The organism is Clostridioides sp. ES-S-0006-03, assembly GCF_020662275.1.
Lineage (GTDB): Bacteria > Bacillota > Clostridia > Peptostreptococcales > Peptostreptococcaceae > Clostridioides.
This window is the reverse complement of the sequence record NZ_JADGMM010000016.1, coordinates 1-19,446: the sequence shown is the minus strand read 5'-3', so window position 1 is coordinate 19,446 and position 19,446 is coordinate 1. Positions and strand designations below refer to the sequence as shown.

Annotated in this window: 28 protein-coding genes; 21 read left to right on the top strand and 7 right to left on the bottom strand. The window is 26.5% G+C overall.

What is annotated here, in order from left to right; genetic code table 11:
- Window positions 1–10 precede the first annotated feature (10 nt).
- The 19 genes from IR151_RS17220 to IR151_RS17130 all read left to right on the top strand — a co-directional run bounded on the left by IR151_RS17220 (window position 11) and on the right by IR151_RS17130 (window position 12,989).
- Window positions 11–568, top strand: coding sequence for an ERF family protein (locus tag IR151_RS17220; RefSeq protein WP_227436818.1), 558 nt, complete (start codon window positions 11–13; stop codon window positions 566–568).
- Between the two features lie 62 nt (window positions 569–630).
- Window positions 631–1,164 (top strand): hypothetical protein, encoded by a 534-nt coding sequence (locus IR151_RS17215; RefSeq protein WP_227436816.1) that lies wholly within the window; start codon window positions 631–633, stop codon window positions 1,162–1,164.
- Window positions 1,164–2,738 carry a DnaB-like helicase C-terminal domain-containing protein gene (locus tag IR151_RS17210; RefSeq protein ID WP_227436814.1) on the top strand — a complete coding sequence of 525 codons (1,575 nt, stop codon included), beginning with the start codon at window positions 1,164–1,166 and terminating at the stop codon, window positions 2,736–2,738. Before IR151_RS17215 ends, IR151_RS17210 begins: the two co-directional genes overlap by 1 nt.
- 9 nt (window positions 2,739–2,747) lie before the next feature.
- A complete protein-coding gene (locus tag IR151_RS17205) occupies window positions 2,748–3,806 on the top strand; it encodes a hypothetical protein (RefSeq protein ID WP_227436812.1) in 1,059 nt (352 codons plus the stop codon).
- 99 nt (window positions 3,807–3,905) lie between these two features.
- Window positions 3,906–4,433, top strand: a complete 528-nt coding sequence (gene yyaC / locus IR151_RS17200) for a spore protease YyaC (protein WP_227436810.1) — start codon at window positions 3,906–3,908, stop codon at window positions 4,431–4,433.
- Window positions 4,430–4,672 (top strand): hypothetical protein, encoded by a 243-nt coding sequence (locus IR151_RS17195; protein ID WP_227436809.1) that lies wholly within the window; start codon window positions 4,430–4,432, stop codon window positions 4,670–4,672. The genes yyaC and IR151_RS17195 overlap by 4 nt, the downstream gene beginning before the upstream one ends.
- A complete protein-coding gene (locus IR151_RS17190; protein ID WP_227436808.1) occupies window positions 4,669–4,926 on the top strand; it encodes a hypothetical protein in 258 nt (85 codons plus the stop codon). The genes IR151_RS17195 and IR151_RS17190 overlap by 4 nt, the downstream gene beginning before the upstream one ends.
- Window positions 4,927–4,936: 10 nt before the next feature.
- Entirely contained in the window at window positions 4,937–5,146 is a 210-nt protein-coding gene (locus tag IR151_RS17185) for a hypothetical protein (RefSeq protein WP_227436807.1), read from the top strand.
- Window positions 5,147–5,220: 74 nt separating this feature from the next.
- Window positions 5,221–6,039, top strand: coding sequence for a PD-(D/E)XK nuclease family protein (locus tag IR151_RS17180; RefSeq protein WP_227436806.1), 819 nt, complete (start codon window positions 5,221–5,223; stop codon window positions 6,037–6,039).
- A gap of 12 nt (window positions 6,040–6,051) precedes the next feature.
- Window positions 6,052–6,861 carry a site-specific DNA-methyltransferase gene (locus tag IR151_RS17175; protein ID WP_227436805.1) on the top strand — a complete coding sequence of 270 codons (810 nt, stop codon included), beginning with the start codon at window positions 6,052–6,054 and terminating at the stop codon, window positions 6,859–6,861.
- Window positions 6,862–6,895: 34 nt separating this feature from the next.
- Window positions 6,896–7,279 (top strand): hypothetical protein, encoded by a 384-nt coding sequence (locus tag IR151_RS17170; RefSeq protein ID WP_227436804.1) that lies wholly within the window; start codon window positions 6,896–6,898, stop codon window positions 7,277–7,279.
- Window positions 7,279–7,851, top strand: a complete 573-nt coding sequence (locus IR151_RS17165) for a guanylate kinase (protein ID WP_227436803.1) — start codon at window positions 7,279–7,281, stop codon at window positions 7,849–7,851. The genes IR151_RS17170 and IR151_RS17165 overlap by 1 nt, the downstream gene beginning before the upstream one ends.
- Window positions 7,842–8,336, top strand: coding sequence for a crossover junction endodeoxyribonuclease RuvC (locus IR151_RS17160; protein ID WP_227436802.1), 495 nt, complete (start codon window positions 7,842–7,844; stop codon window positions 8,334–8,336). The genes IR151_RS17165 and IR151_RS17160 overlap by 10 nt, the downstream gene beginning before the upstream one ends.
- Window positions 8,337–9,560: a hypothetical protein gene (locus tag IR151_RS17155; protein ID WP_227436801.1), complete on the top strand. Its 1,224-nt coding sequence runs from the start codon at window positions 8,337–8,339 to the stop codon at window positions 9,558–9,560.
- A gap of 213 nt (window positions 9,561–9,773) precedes the next feature.
- Complete coding sequence (locus IR151_RS17150; RefSeq protein WP_227436800.1) at window positions 9,774–10,322, top strand: deoxyuridine 5'-triphosphate nucleotidohydrolase; 549 nt, start codon at window positions 9,774–9,776, stop codon at window positions 10,320–10,322.
- A gap of 163 nt (window positions 10,323–10,485) precedes the next feature.
- On the top strand, window positions 10,486–10,659 hold the full coding sequence (locus IR151_RS17145) for a hypothetical protein (RefSeq protein WP_227436799.1): 174 nt from the start codon (window positions 10,486–10,488) through the stop codon (window positions 10,657–10,659).
- Between the two features lie 72 nt (window positions 10,660–10,731).
- Window positions 10,732–11,163, top strand: coding sequence for a hypothetical protein (locus tag IR151_RS17140; RefSeq protein ID WP_227436798.1), 432 nt, complete (start codon window positions 10,732–10,734; stop codon window positions 11,161–11,163).
- Window positions 11,164–11,491: 328 nt separating this feature from the next.
- Window positions 11,492–12,604, top strand: a complete 1,113-nt coding sequence (locus IR151_RS17135) for a tyrosine-type recombinase/integrase (RefSeq protein WP_227436797.1) — start codon at window positions 11,492–11,494, stop codon at window positions 12,602–12,604.
- 238 nt (window positions 12,605–12,842) lie between these two features.
- On the top strand, window positions 12,843–12,989 hold the full coding sequence (locus IR151_RS17130; protein WP_227436796.1) for a hypothetical protein: 147 nt from the start codon (window positions 12,843–12,845) through the stop codon (window positions 12,987–12,989).
- Window positions 12,990–13,196: 207 nt separating this feature from the next.
- Here the strand turns inward: IR151_RS17130 and IR151_RS17125 are convergent, their stop codons facing one another.
- The gene (locus tag IR151_RS17125; protein WP_227436795.1) at window positions 13,197–13,550 is read right to left on the bottom strand and encodes a hypothetical protein; all 354 of its coding nucleotides are present in this window, start codon (window positions 13,548–13,550) and stop codon (window positions 13,197–13,199) included.
- 558 nt (window positions 13,551–14,108) lie between these two features.
- Between IR151_RS17125 and IR151_RS20535 the strand changes: the two genes are divergently transcribed.
- Together IR151_RS20535 and IR151_RS17115 are read left to right on the top strand one after the other, a co-directional pair.
- Complete coding sequence (locus IR151_RS20535) at window positions 14,109–14,327, top strand: methyltransferase (RefSeq protein ID WP_413927313.1); 219 nt, start codon at window positions 14,109–14,111, stop codon at window positions 14,325–14,327.
- A 320-nt stretch (window positions 14,328–14,647) separates the two neighbouring features.
- Window positions 14,648–14,788 (top strand): hypothetical protein, encoded by a 141-nt coding sequence (locus tag IR151_RS17115; protein ID WP_021383152.1) that lies wholly within the window; start codon window positions 14,648–14,650, stop codon window positions 14,786–14,788.
- Window positions 14,789–14,892: 104 nt separating this feature from the next.
- On the opposite strand, the gene IR151_RS17110 is transcribed toward IR151_RS17115, so the two are convergent.
- The 6 genes from IR151_RS17110 to IR151_RS17085 all read right to left on the bottom strand — a co-directional run bounded on the left by IR151_RS17110 (window position 14,893) and on the right by IR151_RS17085 (window position 19,265).
- Window positions 14,893–15,108 carry a hypothetical protein gene (locus IR151_RS17110; protein WP_227436794.1) on the bottom strand — a complete coding sequence of 72 codons (216 nt, stop codon included), beginning with the start codon at window positions 15,106–15,108 and terminating at the stop codon, window positions 14,893–14,895.
- A gap of 1,163 nt (window positions 15,109–16,271) precedes the next feature.
- Complete coding sequence (locus IR151_RS17105; protein ID WP_227436793.1) at window positions 16,272–17,207, bottom strand: site-specific integrase; 936 nt, start codon at window positions 17,205–17,207, stop codon at window positions 16,272–16,274.
- A gap of 32 nt (window positions 17,208–17,239) precedes the next feature.
- Window positions 17,240–17,551 (bottom strand): hypothetical protein, encoded by a 312-nt coding sequence (locus IR151_RS17100; protein ID WP_227436792.1) that lies wholly within the window; start codon window positions 17,549–17,551, stop codon window positions 17,240–17,242.
- Window positions 17,552–17,803 carry a phage holin family protein gene (locus tag IR151_RS17095; protein WP_227436791.1) on the bottom strand — a complete coding sequence of 84 codons (252 nt, stop codon included), beginning with the start codon at window positions 17,801–17,803 and terminating at the stop codon, window positions 17,552–17,554.
- Window positions 17,804–17,814: 11 nt separating this feature from the next.
- Window positions 17,815–18,432, bottom strand: a complete 618-nt coding sequence (locus tag IR151_RS17090; protein ID WP_227436788.1) for a glucosaminidase domain-containing protein — start codon at window positions 18,430–18,432, stop codon at window positions 17,815–17,817.
- A gap of 11 nt (window positions 18,433–18,443) precedes the next feature.
- Window positions 18,444–19,265 carry an N-acetylmuramoyl-L-alanine amidase gene (locus tag IR151_RS17085; protein ID WP_227436786.1) on the bottom strand — a complete coding sequence of 274 codons (822 nt, stop codon included), beginning with the start codon at window positions 19,263–19,265 and terminating at the stop codon, window positions 18,444–18,446.
- Window positions 19,266–19,446: the final 181 nt, after the last annotated feature.

Here is a 19,446-nt window from a genome sequence, read left to right as displayed (position 1 = left end):
GAGAGATTAAATGGAAAATAAAGAAACTATAATTATGGATGATGTTAAAAAAGTAGTAAGTGCAGAAATAAAGAAATTAGCACAAAGTTTACAGATAGATAGGATAGAAGGATTAAAAGAGAGTGATAGCCAAATTGAGATAATAAAAGCATTAATAGCCTTTCATTTAGATATAGAGTCAATTCCAAAAGACAATACCAATCCATTTTTTAGGTCTAAGTATGCAAATCTGGATACAATTCTTAAAGCAGTAAATCCATTATTAGCAAAACATGATTTAATACTAATGCAATCAGCAGAAGATGCAGGTAATGATAAAGTATATATAAAAACTAAACTTAAACACTCATCAGGTGAATACATAGAGTCAAATTCTGCACCATTTAAACCAGCTAAGACTAATGATATACAAGCTAGAGGGGCATTAGAAACTTACTTAAGAAGATACGCAGTTCAATCAGTATTAGCATTATCATTCGAGGAAGACGATGATGGTAATTCTCTAACAAACAAATCAAAAAGCAAGTCAGATGAAGAAAATACAACAGTTAAGAAAAGCAGAGTGTAAGTAAAAAAATGCTACCTCTTAAATGAGGTAGTAATAAATACATAGCATAAGGAGGGGAAAACTTGAATTGTAAGTGTAAGGTTTGTAAGAAAAAATTAGATACAAAAGATGCTTATAAAGTAGAACATATTACATCTGGAGGGAATAAGCAGAATAGGTATTACTGTAATGAACGGGAATATAGAAAAGAGCAGCAGGACATATATTTCTGGAAACAATGTCAACTTGGTATAGATTATATTATGGGCTATACAGTTATAAGTAATCAAAAAAATAAGATGTTACAAGAGATAATAAAAAGTGGTTATACAAGAGAAGAATTATATGACTGTATGCTTGAAAAAAAAGATGAAATCATAGAATTGCTTAACTACAGAAAAGATATAGAAGAAGAATATCCTAAATTATGCTATGTATTTACTATATTAAAAGGTTGTATTAGAGATATAACAATTAGAAATAAGCAAATAAAAGATGAAAGAGAAAATGAAAAGATATACAAAGAAAGTGAAAAATATTATGAAGTAATTGCTCCTAAAAAAGTACTTACTAATAAAAGAAAAAGTCTATTTGAAAAAATTAAAGAGGTGAATTAATGAGTGCATATGAAAAAATAACAAAGGATAGAGGTATTATAGAGACTTTAGTTTTAGGAACAATGCTAAAATCATTAACTCTTTTTAGTGAATATAAAATTAGTGAAAATGACTTCATAATAGATAAAGTAAAATTCTTTTTCTCATTAGGAAGAACAATGTCTAAAACCCATAGTGAACTTGATGAAGCAAGTGTAGCCAAATTTGTATGTTCAAATAAACTTAAATCTGAATATGAAAAATATGGTGGTTGGAATAGCTTGTCATCTGCTATGGAATATGGAAAAGAATCCAATATATCAGCATATATTGATGATTTAGCTAAAAATAATCTATTAATCGCCTTAGATGAAAGAGGTTTTAATATAGTAAAAGAAATGGGTCATAAAGGAGAGAAATTTATTCCATTTGAATTATTCCAATCTATAAATTGTAGAGAAGTTGAAGAATTTTATGAAGGGTTAATATCTTCATGCAGTGTAAATTCCATAAAGAATAATATGAAGGTCGAAAATCTTTTACTTACTAAAGAGGATAGAGAAAAGTTAAAACAAAAAACTGAAGCAGGAACACCTTATAATATTATCTTTGAATATAATGAAAATGAAATAGGATTAAATGAGAATGAAGAATCTAAGTATATATATGGTTTACCAGTATTATCAAATAGAACTAATGGACTTGGCAAAGGTGGCGGAATAAATATAATATCTGGATTCTCAGGAATAGGAAAAACTACATTATTGTTCTTTAATTATATATTAGCTATGATATATCAAGGTGAAAAAGTAGTTATATTTGCTAATGAACAAAAGTCTCAATATTTTAAAAGTATGTTAGTATCATTTATAGCATATAACATATTTAATTATCATGATTTAGATAGAAATAAAATTGACAATGGAGACTTCACAGAGTTTGAAGAAGAGCTTATGGAAAAGATAGAAATGTTCTTAAAAGACAGAGGATTTGAAGAAAGTCTGAAATTTATATATATGGAAGAGTTTGAGATATCTGAAATATTAAGAAAAAGTAAAGAGCTTGTGGCACATGAAGGATTTACTGTAATAGCAGTTGATACATTCAAGTCAGAAAATTCATCAGATGCAAATTATACAGGAAGGTTAATAGAAAACTCTAAATTACTAGATAACTTTGGAAATAAATACAATGTAATAACACTTCTATCTATGCAATTAGTAACGGCTCAAGAGAATAAAAGTTCTTACTTATCAGCTTCAGATTTAGCAGAAGCTAAAGCGGTAAAGAATGTGTGTGGATTATTAATGCTTATGAGAAAAGTAGTTAATGATTTAGAATTAGATTCAAATAATAAAAAATTCTTTTTAAAACCATATAGACTAAAGTATAATAAGCTAAAAAAGACTACTGAAAGAGAATATATCCAATTCGATGTAAAGGATTTGCAAAAAGAATACAGATTATTATTTTTAAACAAGTCAAGAAGAGGTCAAGATGGAGATGTGATTCTACTAAGATTTTATGGTAAGACTGGAAGGTTTGAAGAAATAGGAAGGTGCGAGAAAGTCTATAGAGGACAATTGTCATACTAGGTGATGACTATGGAAATAAAGGATTTGACTAATAAACAGATTATAAGTTTTATGGAATATTTAGGTTCGGACTTATCTCCTAAAAGTACTAATAGACAATTAATATTTAATACTCATTTATGTCATAATGGTGATTCATATAAATTATTTTATTATACAGAAAGCAAAACATTTCATTGCTATAGTTCTTGTGGCCATATAGGTAGCTTAATAGATTTATTGATACATATAAATAAATATGAATTTAAAGATGCTATTAATGAAATAAAAAATTTCTTTGATATTTCAAGTCAACCAATGTTAAGAAAAGGATTTAGAATAAAGAAAAAAGTAAATAAAATGGATGATATTAAAGATATACAAATAGAATTACTTCCTACCCCTAAAAAGCCATATGTATATAAAACTTTTCAACAAATCCCAATCAAAGAATGGAAAAATGAAAACATATCTTTTGAAGTTCTTAAAGCATATCAAATACATTACAATCCATATGAAAATCAAATAATAATTCCTCACTTCTGTTGGCATGATAAAGAAAGACCTGTTGGTATTAGAGTTAGAAACTTAGATGAAGATAAAGCTAAAAATTTTGGTAAATATATTCCATTATGGTATGACAATAAGTGCTATAATCATAGACTTAGCCTTAATTTATATGGACTAAATGTCAATAAACAAGTCATAAAGAAATGTAAAAAAGTAATAGTATTTGAAGGTGAAAAATCAGTATTACAGATGGCCACTATGTATAAAAATAATCCTTCTGTAGCTATATGTGGTAGTAATTTCAGTAGAGAGCAAAAAAAGATGTTAATAGATTTAGGTATTGAAGAATTAATCATAGCTTTTGATAGGCAATTTAAAATTAAAGGAGATGAAGAATATATTGCATGGAGAGCTAAGATATATAAGTTGGTTCAAGATATTAAAAATGTAGTGAATATAAGTGTAATATGGGATAAATATAATTTATTGGGTTACAAAGATAGTCCTAGTGATAAAGGAAAGACAGTATTTGAAAAATTGTTAAAAAACAGAATTAATATAGAACACTTTGTTAAATAATAAAAAAGTAAAGGAATTAATTTTATGAGAAAATTTTTATTGTTTAGGGATTTACTAGCAGATGTTGAATAAAATATGTGTTTTAATAGGAGGTGTTATATGGAAATATTAAAAATAAGTTATAACAATATAAATGTTATATCAAAAACATCAGAGAAATTAAGAAATATTGTAAATGATGATACTTTAATAGTATGTATAGGAAGTGATAGAAATTTAGCTGACTCATTAGCCCCTATGGTTGGAAGTATATTAAAAAGGTCTGCTATTAAAAACCAAATATTTGGAGTGCTTGGAGATGCAATACATGCTGTAAATCTGGAATACAAAATACAGTCAATAAAAAATAAATATCCAAATTCGAATATATTAGCCATTGATGCTGCTTTAAGCAAACATTCAGACAAAGGTACAATTATAATTAGGGATGAGCCTGTTAAACCAGGTCTAGGAGTTCATAAGAAATTACAAGCGGTTGGCGAATATTCAATAATTGGGGTTGTAGGTAAAAATGAATATGATATATATAATTCTTCAGATAAGAATCTCATCTTAGATTTAGCTGATATTATATCGAAATCTTTAACATCAATATTATTAGAAAAAGAAGAAAGGATGATTGTATGATACAAGAAGTCAGACAGGAAATACAATTAAAAAATGGGTATATATTATATACAGGAGATATTGTAAATGTAAAATATAAACTAGAAAAAGACAATGAAGAAAAAAATTATAAAGGAAAAATTAAATATGCATGTGAAGCATTCATCACACTAGATACAAGCTCTAAGTATAATTCATCAGAAGAAACAATTTGTGCATATACGATAATAGATATAAACAAGGTGGGTGATGAAAAATGAAAAAAATAATTAATAGCAAATATAGAGCCTTATATTTAGTAATGCTTTTTCTGATTTTTAACTTTACATATAGTCTATATTTTGGAAAGAACACAGAAATCGGATTTTATTCTAGCCCAAGTTGCATAGAAGAGTATCTATTGGATATCATAACCTCTATAGGAATATTTTTCTCAATGATGTTAGCTGGGTTTGACGTTACAGAAAACTTTATAAACAGTTTAAGGAATTATTGTGAAGAAGATGTGAAGTGAGGTGAATTAATTGGAAATAAGAGATTATATAAGTAAAATAGAATTAAATGACATGCCAATAACTTTAGACAATGAATACATGTTAAATGAAATAAACATATCTGAATATGGGAAAATATTTGCGGTAAAGGACACATCAGGAAAGACATCTTATTACACCGAAATAGAATTTAATAAACGTTTTAGAGGAATTAATAGCATCCTAGAGAATATTATTTAGTATATATTCTTTAGGAACTGAGGGTTGAGGGCTATTAATTAATAGCTCTCTATTTTTTTGAAAGGGGAGAGTTAATGGAAAAGGAACTATATAGTTTCAGTAAGTTAAGTGCATTTCACACATGTCCATTTCAGTATTATCTTACATATATTAAAAATTTAAATCGAGAACAAAATTGTTATGGTTATTATGGAAATGAGTTACATAGTTTATTAGAACAATTACAACAAGAGAAAATAACAAATCAAGAAGCTATCCAAAAATATAATGAAGTTATAGAATATGCAAATCTAATGAATTACAATTTTCCTACACTAAATTCAAGAATTAATTATTTAGAATGTATCTTACATTACATAGAAAATTTTGTACCAATCAAATGTGATAAATACTATATAGAAGAATATTTCGAGTTTAATATTAATGGAATTATCATGAGAGGATACATAGATTTGTATTACATGATAGGTAATAAAATCTATGTTATAGATTACAAATCAAGTAGCAAATTTTCTAAAAAAGACCTGCCAAAGAAATCAATGCAGCTCATCCTATATGCAATGTATCTTAAAGAGAAATATCCAGATAAAATAATTGAATATGTAGCATTCGATATGTGTAAATATATGAAAAATGCTAATGGGACATTAATTGAAAGAAATAAGATTAATGACTTAAATGAATATGAAAGAGCTATAGTAAAAATTAAATATACTAAAAGACTAGAACAACAATTAATTGACTTTGTTGTTGATACAGTAAATCAAATAAAACAGCTAGATTTCAACGATAAGAGTGATTGGTGCAAGAATGATGACAAAAGTAATCAGTTCTTTTGTAAAACTCTATGCTCTCATTATAAAGCGGCATGTAGTAGACTTAATAATTCATAATGGAGGTATGTTTTGATAAAAACAGGTAGATATGAACTATACAATGACGAATGTTTAAAAGTAATGGATTTATTAATTGAACAAAATTCAAAGGTAGATGCAATAATTGCTGATATACCTCAAGGAATAACTAAAAATGAGTGGGATAAACCTCTGGCATTTAATGAGATGTGGGATAGATTATATAAATTAAGAAGAAATAAAAACACTCCAATTATATTATTTACCAATCAACCATTTACATCTAAATTAATTTGTAGTAATGATAAGCATTTTAAAGTGATGAAGTATTGGGAAAAAGATAGACCAAGCGGTTTTTTAAATGCTAAAAAAATGCCTTTAAAAAACGTTGAAGAAATAGCAATATTTTATGAAAAACCACCAGTATATAATCCACAAATGACAATTGGGAATCCTAGTCATAGCATAGGTAAAGTCAATGGCGAAAATAATTGTAAGAATAATAATAACTATGGTAATTTTGCAAGAGTTGAAAGAGAAGGAAATTTAAAATATCCTAAACAAATCCTAAAATATCCTAGGCCTCACCCACCAATACATCCAACTGAAAAACCTGTACCACTTCTAAAAGATTTAATACTAACATATTCAAATGAAGGAGATGTAATTTTAGATTTTACTGCTGGTGTAATTTCGACAGGAGTTGCAGCATTGGAAACGAGTAGAAAGTTTATCGGAATAGAATTAAACGAGGAAAGCTTTAATAAAGGAGTAAAAAGAATGAAAAATACGGAGAATTTAATAATTAGTGATTACAGATATAAGGAAAGTAATGGGTTTAGAAAATCTAAATCACAATAAAATGTGAATTTTAATAAGATTGGAGAGTGTTTAAATGAATATACCAAAGCAAGTAAAAGTAGGAGGTTTATCCTATAAAATAGAAGAGACAGAAGAACCTATTTTAATAAATAATCAATTATGTTATGGGTCAGCAGATTATGGAAATGAAGTAATTAAATTATCTAGTAGTTTACAATCACAAAGAGTGAAGAAAATCACATTTTTACATGAATTATTCCATTGCATTTTTAATGATAGATGTATAGAGAGTGAAGATGAAGAATATTTGGTAGATGTATTGGCTAAAGGACTTTATCAAGTTGTTACAGATAATCCAGAAATATTTGAATGTAAAAAAAAGGTGAATTGTAATCCAATCACTTATCCTTCAATCTCTTTTGATAAACTAGACTCTATAGAATTAAGAGGAATGTAATGAATAAAATATTTGTATTTTTAGGCTACTCAGGTTCTGGTAAAGATAGTATAGTAAGTGAAATTTCAAAGCAATTCAATATTCCAATTCTAACATCACATACAACAAGACCTCCTCGTGGCCAATCAGAAATCATCAATAGAACATATCATTTTGTAGATAATAACTTCTTTAAGAAAGAAAAAAATAACTTTATAGAAATGAGAAAATATATAGTCCATGATGGAAGCATTTGGCTATACGGAATACATAAATCTGAATTAGAAAATAAAAAATATGCTTTAACTATAGTGGATGCAAGTGGATATAAGTCATTAGAAAAATATTTTATGGGAACAAAAACTAAATTAGTACCATTTTTTATAAACGCAAATGAAGATACTATAAGAAAAAGATTAATAGATAGGGGTGATAATCTTAAAGAAATTGAAAGAAGATTAGATGATGATAAGATTAAATTTAAAGAGTTTTTAAATAGTGAAAACTACATTGTAATAGCGAATAACTTAAGTATAACTAATGCAATAGAGCAAGTTAAAATACATATGAAAGAGGGGATTCTATGGTCTTAGCTTTAGATGTATCAATGTCCAGTACTGGATGGGCGGTTATAAATAGAAATAAAGAAATATTAAAATATGGAAAGATAGTAACTAAAAAAGATAAATTTGATACTGAAGATGAGCGAATGTGCTATATCTGTAATACTATTCAAGAGTTAATTACAACTTATAATATTCAAATAGTCTTAGTTGAAGACCAATTCACTTCCAGAAATTCTAAAACAATTCTTAGTTTAAGAAAACTCTTAGGAGCAATAATGAGAACTGTTAAATTAAATAATATAGAGATTGAATATATGTATCCAGCATCTATTAGAAAATATATTATGAATAGTGGTAAAGCTAAAAAAGAAGAAGTGGCTGAATATGTAAGAGAAAATATTATTGATATTGGAAAGTACATTGATAGGACTTGTAAGGCTAAAACAAGTGATATATATGATGCTATATCGCTTGGAATAGCATATTTGAATAAGGTTGGTGATGCTAAATAAATGGGTGTAACTATAGTTGATAGTATGTGTGGGACAGGTAAAACAAGTTGGGCAATACAAACAATGAATGAAAGTTTAGATAAAAGATATATTTATATAACACCTTATTTAGATGAAGTAAAAAGGGTTATAAAAGGTTGTTATATGAGAAAGTTCTATCAACCAGAATCAAAGAAAGGAAAAGGAAGTAAATTAACTCATTTTAATAATCTTCTCTCGAGAGGATGTAATATAGTTTCTACTCATGCTTTATTTAGAAATATTAATGAAGAGACTCTTAAGCTACTTAAAGATAAGAACTATACTCTGATTTTAGATGAAGTAATGAACATAATTGAACGTATTCCAATTGATAAAACTGATTTTAGGATGCTTTTTAATGATGGAGTTATAACTATTGATAATAATACGAAGAAAATGTATTGGGATTCTAGTGATAATAATTACAATGGAGAATTTATAGAATTAAAAAATGCAATAGTAAATGGAGATGTTTACTTTATTAGAAACAGTTTGGCCATGTGGCACTTCCCAGTAACTATATTTAAAGAATTTCAAGAAATATATATAATGACATATTTATTTAAAGGTCAGATGCAGCGATATTATTATGACATGAATGCTATAAATTATAGTTATAAATCAGTAAAAAATATAGATAATAGATATGAATTAATAGAATATAGAGATGCCAATAAGGAGCTATATAGAAGATTGATTAATATTTGCGATAATAAGAAATTAAATATGATTGGCCAAGAAGGTAAAAATTATCATCCTTTATCAAGTACATGGTTTGAAAAACAAGTAATAAATAAAACAGATGCTTTAGATGTATTAAAGAAAAATATTTATAATTATTTTACAAATATATGTAAATCTAAAACATCAAACAACGGATGGACAGTATATAAAGATTACTTGCATAAATGTAAAGGCAAAAGATATACGAAAGGATTCATAGCTTTTAATGCAAGAGCTACAAATGAATACAGAGAAAAATCTGCTTTAGCTTATTGTATAAATTTATATATGAATCCAATTGAAAAAGGTTTTTTTATAGATAGAAAAATAAATATTGATGAGAACTCATGGGCTTTAGCCGAAATGATTCAATGGGTATGGAGAAGTAGAATAAGAGAAAATAAAAGCATAGATATTTACATACCTTCATCAAGAATGAGGAATTTAATGATAAATTGGTTAAGCACTTTTGAAAAATAAAAAGTGCTAAAATCAAAAATTTTGCTCTTTTTAGCCTATAAATATAGGGTTTTAAAAATGAGGCCTTAAAAAAGATTATATAGAAGTGCTAATATTAAGATACATTATAGCAAAATCAACACATTTGGAGGTAAGGGTGTGGAAGAGTACTGTTTTACACTAAGATATGCTTATGCTCTAAATAAGATTTTATAAAAAAGGGAGATTAAATTAATGAGTATAAATGTTAAAATAAAGAAATTAAGTCAAGATGCAATAGTACCATCTTATGCAAAAGAAGGCGATAGTGGGATAGATTTATATACACTAAAAGATACAGTTATTCCAGCTAAATCAGCAGTGGCAATACCTACAGGTATAGCATTGGAAATTCCATATGGATATGAAATGCAAATTAGACCAAGAAGTGGTATAAGTTTAAAAGGAATGTTAGTTACAAGAGATATAGAAGTGCTTTATGTAGACAGAGATAAATCATTTAGAGATGTGATTGTATGTGATAGAATGAGACCTAAAGAACAAATGAAAAAGAGTTTTATAGTACATCCAACTGTAAGATTAGGCACAGTGGATTCAGGGTATAGAGGTGAAATTAAAATAATTACATATAATGAAGAAGATTTTGAAATTCTAATTCCTAAACATACTAAACTAGCACAAGGAGTATTCCAACAAATTCCAAGAGCTATATTAAAAGTTGTAGATGAGTTATCCAACTCTGAAAGAGGTAATAATGGATTTGGAAGCACTGGTATAAAATAATGCCTAAATATAGGTTATTAGAGAAATATAATTATTACTATGATGACAGATGTATGACACTATATCATCTAGAAAATATATCTACAAAAGTAAGAATTTCCATTGAAAAAAGTGAGATTAAGTACTATAATATATGCTAGACCAAACTTTTGGAGGAGATTAAATGTACAGATATGATGATTATGTAAATTTAATAAATGACTTAGAATTACCAAAAGAAATTAGAAATAAATGTGTTAGAGTTGTAATGACACTAGAAAATATGCAAGATATTATAGTTGTACATAAGTTTAAAACTTATATTATTAATGAAAGATATATTGAAAAAATAGCTTAAATAAAAAGTCATCTATTAATTTAGATGACTTTTTTATATATTACTATTTAAATAAAAAGGAGAAAATGAAAAATGGAAAAATTACCACCAATCGAAAAGATATATGAAGCTTACAGTGCTATTGCAGATAATCGTATTATCATAAATACAGAAAATGCAAATATTACTTCTTCTAATAGAGAAAAAGAATATATAGTTGCATGGAAAGAAAACATTTACGCTTCTAATGATAGTGCTTCATATTGGCAAGGTTATTCAGGCTACCCTGTTATTGCTGTATTGATGTTACAAGGAAAACTTTCTTTAAATAGAAATATAGCTAATTTATTCAAAGGGATTAATTGGACAGCTCTTAATAAAAAACATAAAAGAAATTATTCTGAAGCAGTTAATGAAGTAATAAGCAACATGAACGAAGATAAACAAATGATTGAAAATGAAGTTAATAGTGTCTATGAAGAAATAAAAAAACTTGATATTATTATTAAAAGAACTTTATCTTAAAATTCTAAGTCTAAAAAATAAATAAATCTACTTTTAAGTGAAAGTGACTCTTTATTTTCCAATATAAGGCTTCATAGAATTTATACCTTATAATTTATCCTATGCAGAAAATAAAAGCCTTACAATCGATATTTCAAAAAAACAATAAAGTGATAGTGTAAGGCATAGAAGAATTCATTCTATGCCTTTTTTCTTTATAATTAAGTGGTTTCAATAATTATATAAATGAAATATTTAAAAAAGTCAGTTGAAAGTCAGCTAAAATGACTATTTTTTGCCTTATCTGTATGGTATAATAAATATATAAACTTTGATAGGAGGGGTGATAATGAACGCTTTTATAAGAAAAAGAAATAAAAACTATGTAGTGTATTTAGAATTTAGAGATGATGAATCAGGGAAGAGAAAACAGAAGAATATGGGAGCATTTGATAAAAAAAGAGATGCTAACAAAAGATTGGCTGAAGTTAAGGATAGTATATACAAAGACAGCTTTCTTATTCCAAATGAAATAACATTAGGTGATTTTTTATTAGATTTTCTTGAAAAGTATAAAGATAACATATCGGCAAGCACATACAATGGTTATATGGCCATTTGTAAAAATCATATTAATCCTTCTATTGGGAGATATCGTCTACAAGAGTTAAGAAATATTCATATACAAAATTACATAGATGATTTAGCTGGTAATTTAAATCCTCAAACAATAAAAGTTCATATAAATGTATTGAGACTTGCTATAAAGAGAGCGTATAGAATTAAGTTAATAAAAGAAAATATTATAGATGGAATAGAAAGTCCTAGAATTAAAAAATTTAAAAATGATATTTATGATAAAGAGCAGATGTTAAAATTATTAGAATTGGCCAAAGGTACTAATATAGAACTGCCTATTAACCTAGCTACAGGTTTAGGATTAAGACTTTCAGAAGTCTTAGGTTTAACTTGGGAGAATATAGATTTTGAAGAAAATACGATAACTATAAGTAGAATAACTAGTAGATTAGATGGTTCTGTTATACTTAAAGAACCTAAGACAGAAAGTTCGATTAGAAAAATATTTGCACCAATAGAGCTTATGGACTTGCTAAAAGAATATAAATTAGAGCAGAATAAAAAATTATTAAGAAGTATTATTAGAAATGAATATAACTTACTATTTTTCGATAGAAAAGGAAATCCTATTGCTGAAGATGTAATGAGTAAGAAATTTAGAAAATTTTTAGAGAGCAATAATTTACCACATATCAGATTCCATGACTTAAGACATTCACATGTCACTTTACTTATAAATTCTAAAGTACCAATTAAGGTTATATCTGAAAGGGTAGGACATTCAAATATTAATACTACTCTTAATGTATATTCTCATGTACTTAAAGAAATGGATAAAGAAGCCTCTGATAGAATATCTGAAAACTTATTTAAAGCTAATTAATAATTATTATCAGTAAATGTATATATTTTTATTTTATATAAATTTAATTATAAAATGTAAAGGTATAAACATACATGGAACTTTTTATGAAGCCTTAAAATGGCGTATAGAGCGTCGTGTTTTAGATAATATTAGGATTATAACTTTATAAAAATAAGTTATAATCCTAACAGTGTATACTCTATCTTAACCTTTGTACTAAGATTTTTTATTTGCAAAATATGATGCTATAAATAGTATGATAGAAAGAAGAAATCCTATTAATACAATACCAGATATAATGTTATTGTGCATCTCATTTATGTTTAAAATTGATAAGACTACATTTGAAAGCAACATGACTATATTAGCAGCTAAAAAAGTAGTTCCTTTTTTATTTGTATAACATATAATGTTCATTATACATATAATATACAAAACGATGCTTGTAATCAAGTATTATCAGCTCCTAATTTATATTTTATAAGACAAATGCTAGGAATGCTTTAGTAACCCACCATGCAACGTCATTACTCATATCAAGACTTTTACAACCTTTATATAATACATATTCTACTGTACCAGTAAATGTATTTAAACACTAAGTATTTTGCTATAAGTTGCATACCCCCCCTATAGCAACTTTAACTTTTGTGGGAATTTTAGTCCAAACATCTCTTAATATTTTTACAGCCCAACTTAATTTTCCTCTTGTAGTAGGTGCAGATTGTGCTTCTAACTTTACTTCTTTAATAGCATTGATATAATCTGCTTTCTCTTGCTCAGTAAAACCAAAATATGCTGAAATCTCATCAATATCTTTTAGTCTTTGTTCATCTAATATGTATGATTCTATTTCTTTCTGATGTGAACTGCTATCAGCAAAAGATACTGATGGCAACAAAGTAGTAAATAATGTTGTACCAATTAAAGAAGTAGCTATAACTTTCTTGCACTTTTTGTTCATATATCAAACCTCCAAAGTATTTTAATTAGATATCTATCTCAATTCTATTGTAATAGTATAAAACATGCAACAAATTATTCATTAATAATTATTAAGTATTCATTAATAAAGATTAATTATTTATAAGTATTTCTTAATTATTAATATAAATTTATAACTGTTTTTTTATTTTAACGGATGTTCATGAAAATAAAATTAATATTTTTGGATAGAAGAGTAAGCTTTATACTTAATTAGTTATAATATAATCCATTTAATTTATAAAATTTAGTTTCAAAGAAAATTAAATGGTTTTCTAATTAATATAGAAGGGAAGTGTAGAAAAATGAGAATTGACAATCCTAATCTTTTTGCAAATATTACAGAATATCATGTTGCATATTGTGCAATTGCATTATTATTTATCTCTGAATTTGTTATTTACTTTTTTATGTTTAAGAGTAATAAGGATAAATCAGCAAACCGTTCTGACAAAGGCACATTCTGGTTAATTATCTTCGGTTGGTGGTTCAGTATAATGCCTAGTGTGTATTTTAGAGATAATAGTATTCCAGAAACATTGAGAAATTTATTATTCCCACATTTCATTTTTTATATTGGAATAACATTTATTATTTTAGGGATAGTTATTCGTTACAGGGCAGTTTTAACTTTAAAATCAGCTTTTACACTATCAGTACAGACAACAGATGTAAAACTGGACTATATCATATTGTCAGAAACCCTGCATATACAGGAAGCATTATGAGTTTACTTGGAGTAGGTTTTACATATTGACATGTTTTAAGTTTCATTACCGTATTAATTATATGCCTAATATGTCATAGTATTAGAATACATGTTGAAGAAAAAGCATTAAAAAAACAATTTGAAGAGGAATTTCAACAATATTGTATGCAGACAAAGTATAGATTGATACAATGATTATATTAAACTTTTATCTAAATATATATGGTCGGATTTTAGATGATATTTGAAATTCTATATTTCTAATATTTATGTTATAATAAATATAGCAAGGAATAAATATTTGAAAATCTAAGAGTGGTATTTCCATAAAGTCACCTTAACTTTCTTTTAGGAAGGAGGTGAAACTTATGGTGAATCTAATGATGAATGTTATAGCAGGTTTAATAGCTTGTTGGATTTATGATAGATTAAAAAACCACTCAAAGTCGGCAGCTAAGAGTGGTTGGGAACTTAATATAAAGTTCCAGAAAAATAAATCTTCAAAATAATTTGTTGAAGGAAACACCACTTAAAGTTAAGTAAAATATATTTCCTTGCTTTTATTATACCACAAATTAAAAATATTAAAACAAGATTTAATGTAAATAATATTTTAATCTATAGATTTTCTATTTTTTAAAAAACTAACTAAAAGTTGGAACATCACAAATCCAACTGTTGAACCTAAAGCATTTATAGGTATAGATGATATATTAGTAAAATTATTCAAAGATGACATACCTAGCATTACTATAGAGACTATAGCTAAATAAAGAATAACTAGAGAAATTGGTATTGAGATATTTATCTCTAATTCATGTTCTTTCATAATATCATTCCTTTCAACATTGGCATACTTAATCTTATTATATCATTAAATATAACAAATCGTAATGCACAAAATAACTTATTTATAATTACATAATATGAGAAAGAGTAGTTATAATAGATTTCTATATACTATTCCTTAAAAGTTTATTTTCAGAATAGTATATAGAAATCATATTATTTACTAAGTATTATTATCAGTTCATGAAGCGTTTTACATAAATTAATGGATATATTTATTTAGAAAGTTGGTAAATAAGAAGCACAAATACATGCTATATATAATACAATACCTACTATAAAATAAGAAATATGAAACCAAAAAACAAATTTATCTTTTTTCATATCTTTTATAAACAACCTTATGGAATGAAATGTTAAATATACATAATCAAAACTTAAAATATTAGTTTTTGCTAGTAGTGAATACATCTTATTGTTTGGATTATGCTTTATTTCACATTCTTTATATAAATTATATGATATTGTAAAAAATGATATTAAAACTAAAATAATAATTATTGATAACACCATATTAATATTAATATTAAAGATATGTCTTATTAATTTATAAAATACAATTATAAAGATAGAAGTAAAAAAATATGTATATATTATTTTATCTGCATATTTAAAGTACTCTTTCATATCATGGGGATAATTATTTGTATTCATAACTTTATTAAATAATTTACTATCTGTGATATTGGAATAAATAAGTAAATTATGAACTGAAAAATATAAAAACTTTGCTAGAAAAGCAGATAAAAAATACACTATTAAAGGATTAAATGGCCATATAAGTATATATACCATTAAAAATAAAGTCAATAGAAGAAACAGGATTGATTTTACTAAATTATCACATTTTATTTTCCCAAGATAATCATTGTATTTATCCTTTTTAATAATATTACAAATTACTGTTACTATTATAGCTACAGTCAATGATATAATTATTTTACACACACTTATACACTCCTTTTATGTAATATTATACCATTTAATATTCTATATGGGTAGAAGATAAAAAAATAAAGCCCTCTAGGGATTACTCTTAATTGAGTTTTTCCTAGAGGGCTTTATTTTTATCTATCTCCTTTTTTCTTACCTTTTTTACGACTTTTACATGCCATATTATCACTTCCTTTTAATTTTAAAATTTTATATAAACTTGTCATATTCTTCAGCTAATTTATTTTTATTTTCTATTGTATAGTGGTTTATGGTTACATCCACCCCACTGTGGCCAAGCAATTTTGAAACTGTAGTTATTGGAACTCCTCTATCTTTTAGAAGATTAGACATACTGTGTCTAAGGTCATGATTATACCCTCCATTTATATCAATTAACTTGAAAGCTTTTTTAACCCATGAACTCAAGACATTTGAATTGACTTGATTATATTTGCCTCCATATCTTGTAAAAAATATATATGGATAATCTATATCATGTTGAGATAAATAATCTTTCCATTTTAGTAGTAGTTGTTGTACTTCTTCTGAAAATCTAAAATCTCTTGATACTCCACCTTTAGCTGTAATCCCATGAATCCATCTATTATCTAAGTTTATATTATCCCATCTAAATTGGCTTATTTCATTACTTCTAGCCATTGTAGCTAATCCTAAACTTATATAAACTTCTAACTGTAAATTTTCTTGCTCTGAAAGTTTCTCTTTTAATTTACTTAATTGTTCCTCAGTCAAGAAAGTTCTTTTTTGAACCTCTTCACCTGTCCCTGGTCTTTCTATCATTTCACACCAGTTGTCAGTAATTTTTCTTTTCTTCTTTAAAAATGATAGTAACGATGAAATTGAGCTTATTCTACGTCTAATTCTTTTTTCATTATTTCCCTGTTCCATGCAATAGCCTATATAAGCTTCTATTTCTTCTTCATTTATATCAGTTAATAACGCATCAAAACATTCTATATTTAAAAACTTAAAAAATTGCATTATATCACATTCATAGTTATAGATTGTTTTTTCACTTTTACCAGCTATTTGTTTAGCTCTTTTATATTGTTTCCATAATTTAATATTTTCTGGATTTGGTTCTCCAATTATACTTATTCTTTTACTACGTTGCTTTGCCAATATATCACTTCCTTATGAAAAGACTAGAGAAATTAATCTCTAGCCTCTAATTTGTCTTTTATTTCTGTTATATCTGTTTCTACTCTTTCAAGTCTACTATTATTAGTGTTCAATGCTTCTGCAAATTTATCTAATTTGTCATCGAATTTATCTATTGTGTCTCCAAACAGCTTTCTTTGTTCTCTAATCTCTCTAGAAAAATAAGCTCTTTCTTTTACTCTATCTTCTTGCTCTAGTTGTCTATTCTTTTCTAAATATTTTCCAAGCCATAACATCAGCACCATTAATAGTATAGCTGTATATCCATATTGGCTTAATAATTCAATCATTTCTTTAGATAACATCTATTTTTCCTTTCTATTTTGCACTTGTATTTGATTTATCCCAACAGATGCTCCCCAACATAAGATACCTTCAAAGATAGCTTCTATTGACAACTCTTTCATAAATAAACAACTACTTATCATTGCTATAACTAATAATATAAAAGGTATATATTTATTTTTAATATCTGATTCTTTTATAAAAGTTCCTAATATGTAAAGCCCACCTATTAACATTATTAAATTTTCAGGTATAAATTGCATTATATCCATATAATTTCCTCCTATCCAAGAATTTCATTTAATTCTTTTACTTTAGTTTTTATTTGTTCTAATTTTATATCATTGTTTGATATCTTCATTGAACTTATCTTATTGCATATATTTATTATGTTTTGACCATAACCCATATCTGGACACCATTTACCAGATAAACTTTCAACTGTTTTAGCCTCTCCATGCAAATATGGAAAATGTCTAGTGTCTAATGTAGTTCCATTGACTTTATATTCAACCTTACCAACTAATTCGCTATATTTTGGATAACCTTTAGCTCCAGCATATAAAGCTAGATGGTCTATAAATGCCGATACTCCATCTTCCCAACAACTAAATCTTGTATGAGCTGATGGGTCTAAATCTCCACCACCTTTATTACCTTTAAGTCCACATACATTGCAATATGAAGGATTTAAAACTCTACCAAAATTAAAATATCCAGTTTCTACAAATGCTTGGGCAATTGCAATAACTGGATTTACACCTTTTTTCTCTGCTTCTTTATATATTATTGGTACTATAGCCTTACATAAATAGTGTGGTGGATTAGAGTTATTATTTAATGTATCTAAATATGCAAAGACTTGTTCTAATGTTGCGGTTGGTTTATCTAATATATTCAATTCATTACCTCCTACTTCCCTATAAAATCTAATACTTTATGAAGCGTAACCCATCTATCATCGCCTTGTAGTTTAGTAAATCTTTCACTAGTCTTAATTTTTTCACTTGCTGACCCTATTACATAAAGATTTTCACAATGGCCAGCTACATAATTTTTTAACTCACATACATAGACTTCATCAGATTTATAATTTATGGCCATTACATTAGCTATAGCTTTATCAACTTCACCTTCATAAACTATTGTATATTTATTTTTTTTATCTTGTGAACTACCACTTACAGACTTATTAAATATTCCTTCAAAAATATTTATGGCCATATCTTTAGCATTATAGTTTTTAGTATCATCGGTATCCACAAAGCAACATTCGACTAAGATTGACTTTGCCTTTGTTCTTCTTAAAAATGCTAGAGTTTTCTTTTCTTTAACACCTCTATTTTTAAAGTCTTTATCACCTTTCGCATGATAAGTTTCAGTTATTTTTTTACACACTCTTGATGCTATTTCAACTGTTTCTTTATCATTTAAGTTATATACTAAAACTTCTACACCTCGACCACCACCTGAGTTAAAATGGATACTTACATTTAGATTACTATTATATGAATTACATTTATCTATAATTTTATTTAATATATCACTTTGAGAAGTTCCATTGTTACAAGTAGTATCATATACCGTACATTCTTTTTTTACTAAAGGTATTAACTCTTTTAGCACATTTCTTGCCTCTGTAGATTCTTTTATGTACTTTACTGCTCCAGAACCCACCTTACCATCTGGATTATGTCCCGCATGGACTGTTAATGTTTTTATGTTCAAAATCACCACTCCTTTCAATTTTAAAAGAGAGTTAACTTAATAAACTCTCTAAATTTAAACATAAAAACCTGCTAAGTAAAATCAAGTGTTTTTAGCAATTTTTTATTAATTATTTTTGTTAGTTTTTTGCACTAAAATTAAGACTAAGCAGATTTCTCTTTTTTAGCCCTGTAGTCAATAAACACTA

Bases quoted from the DNA above. Each gene is read 5' to 3' on its own strand.
- IR151_RS17220 (WP_227436818.1), top strand. From the start codon at position 11: ATGGAAAATAAAGAAACTATAATTATGGATGATGTTAAAAAAGTAGTA.
- IR151_RS17110 (WP_227436794.1), bottom strand. From the start codon at position 15,108: ATGAAAGAACATGAATTAGAGATAAATATCTCAATACCAATTTCTCTA.
- IR151_RS17180 (WP_227436806.1), top strand. From the start codon at position 5,221: ATGGAAAAGGAACTATATAGTTTCAGTAAGTTAAGTGCATTTCACACA.
- IR151_RS17155 (WP_227436801.1), top strand. From the start codon at position 8,337: ATGGGTGTAACTATAGTTGATAGTATGTGTGGGACAGGTAAAACAAGT.
- IR151_RS17205 (WP_227436812.1), top strand. From the start codon at position 2,748: ATGGAAATAAAGGATTTGACTAATAAACAGATTATAAGTTTTATGGAA.
- yyaC (WP_227436810.1), top strand. From the start codon at position 3,906: ATGGAAATATTAAAAATAAGTTATAACAATATAAATGTTATATCAAAA.
- IR151_RS17190 (WP_227436808.1), top strand. From the start codon at position 4,669: ATGAAAAAAATAATTAATAGCAAATATAGAGCCTTATATTTAGTAATG.
- IR151_RS17135 (WP_227436797.1), top strand. From the start codon at position 11,492: ATGAACGCTTTTATAAGAAAAAGAAATAAAAACTATGTAGTGTATTTA.
- IR151_RS17145 (WP_227436799.1), top strand. From the start codon at position 10,486: ATGTACAGATATGATGATTATGTAAATTTAATAAATGACTTAGAATTA.
- IR151_RS17210 (WP_227436814.1), top strand. From the start codon at position 1,164: ATGAGTGCATATGAAAAAATAACAAAGGATAGAGGTATTATAGAGACT.
- IR151_RS17170 (WP_227436804.1), top strand. From the start codon at position 6,896: ATGAATATACCAAAGCAAGTAAAAGTAGGAGGTTTATCCTATAAAATA.
- IR151_RS17195 (WP_227436809.1), top strand. From the start codon at position 4,430: ATGATACAAGAAGTCAGACAGGAAATACAATTAAAAAATGGGTATATA.
- IR151_RS17100 (WP_227436792.1), bottom strand. From the start codon at position 17,551: ATGTTATCTAAAGAAATGATTGAATTATTAAGCCAATATGGATATACA.
- IR151_RS17095 (WP_227436791.1), bottom strand. From the start codon at position 17,803: ATGGATATAATGCAATTTATACCTGAAAATTTAATAATGTTAATAGGT.
- IR151_RS17165 (WP_227436803.1), top strand. From the start codon at position 7,279: ATGAATAAAATATTTGTATTTTTAGGCTACTCAGGTTCTGGTAAAGAT.
- IR151_RS17130 (WP_227436796.1), top strand. From the start codon at position 12,843: ATGATAGAAAGAAGAAATCCTATTAATACAATACCAGATATAATGTTA.
- IR151_RS17125 (WP_227436795.1), bottom strand. From the start codon at position 13,550: ATGAACAAAAAGTGCAAGAAAGTTATAGCTACTTCTTTAATTGGTACA.
- IR151_RS17115 (WP_021383152.1), top strand. From the start codon at position 14,648: ATGGTGAATCTAATGATGAATGTTATAGCAGGTTTAATAGCTTGTTGG.
- IR151_RS17140 (WP_227436798.1), top strand. From the start codon at position 10,732: ATGGAAAAATTACCACCAATCGAAAAGATATATGAAGCTTACAGTGCT.
- IR151_RS17150 (WP_227436800.1), top strand. From the start codon at position 9,774: ATGAGTATAAATGTTAAAATAAAGAAATTAAGTCAAGATGCAATAGTA.
- IR151_RS17160 (WP_227436802.1), top strand. From the start codon at position 7,842: ATGGTCTTAGCTTTAGATGTATCAATGTCCAGTACTGGATGGGCGGTT.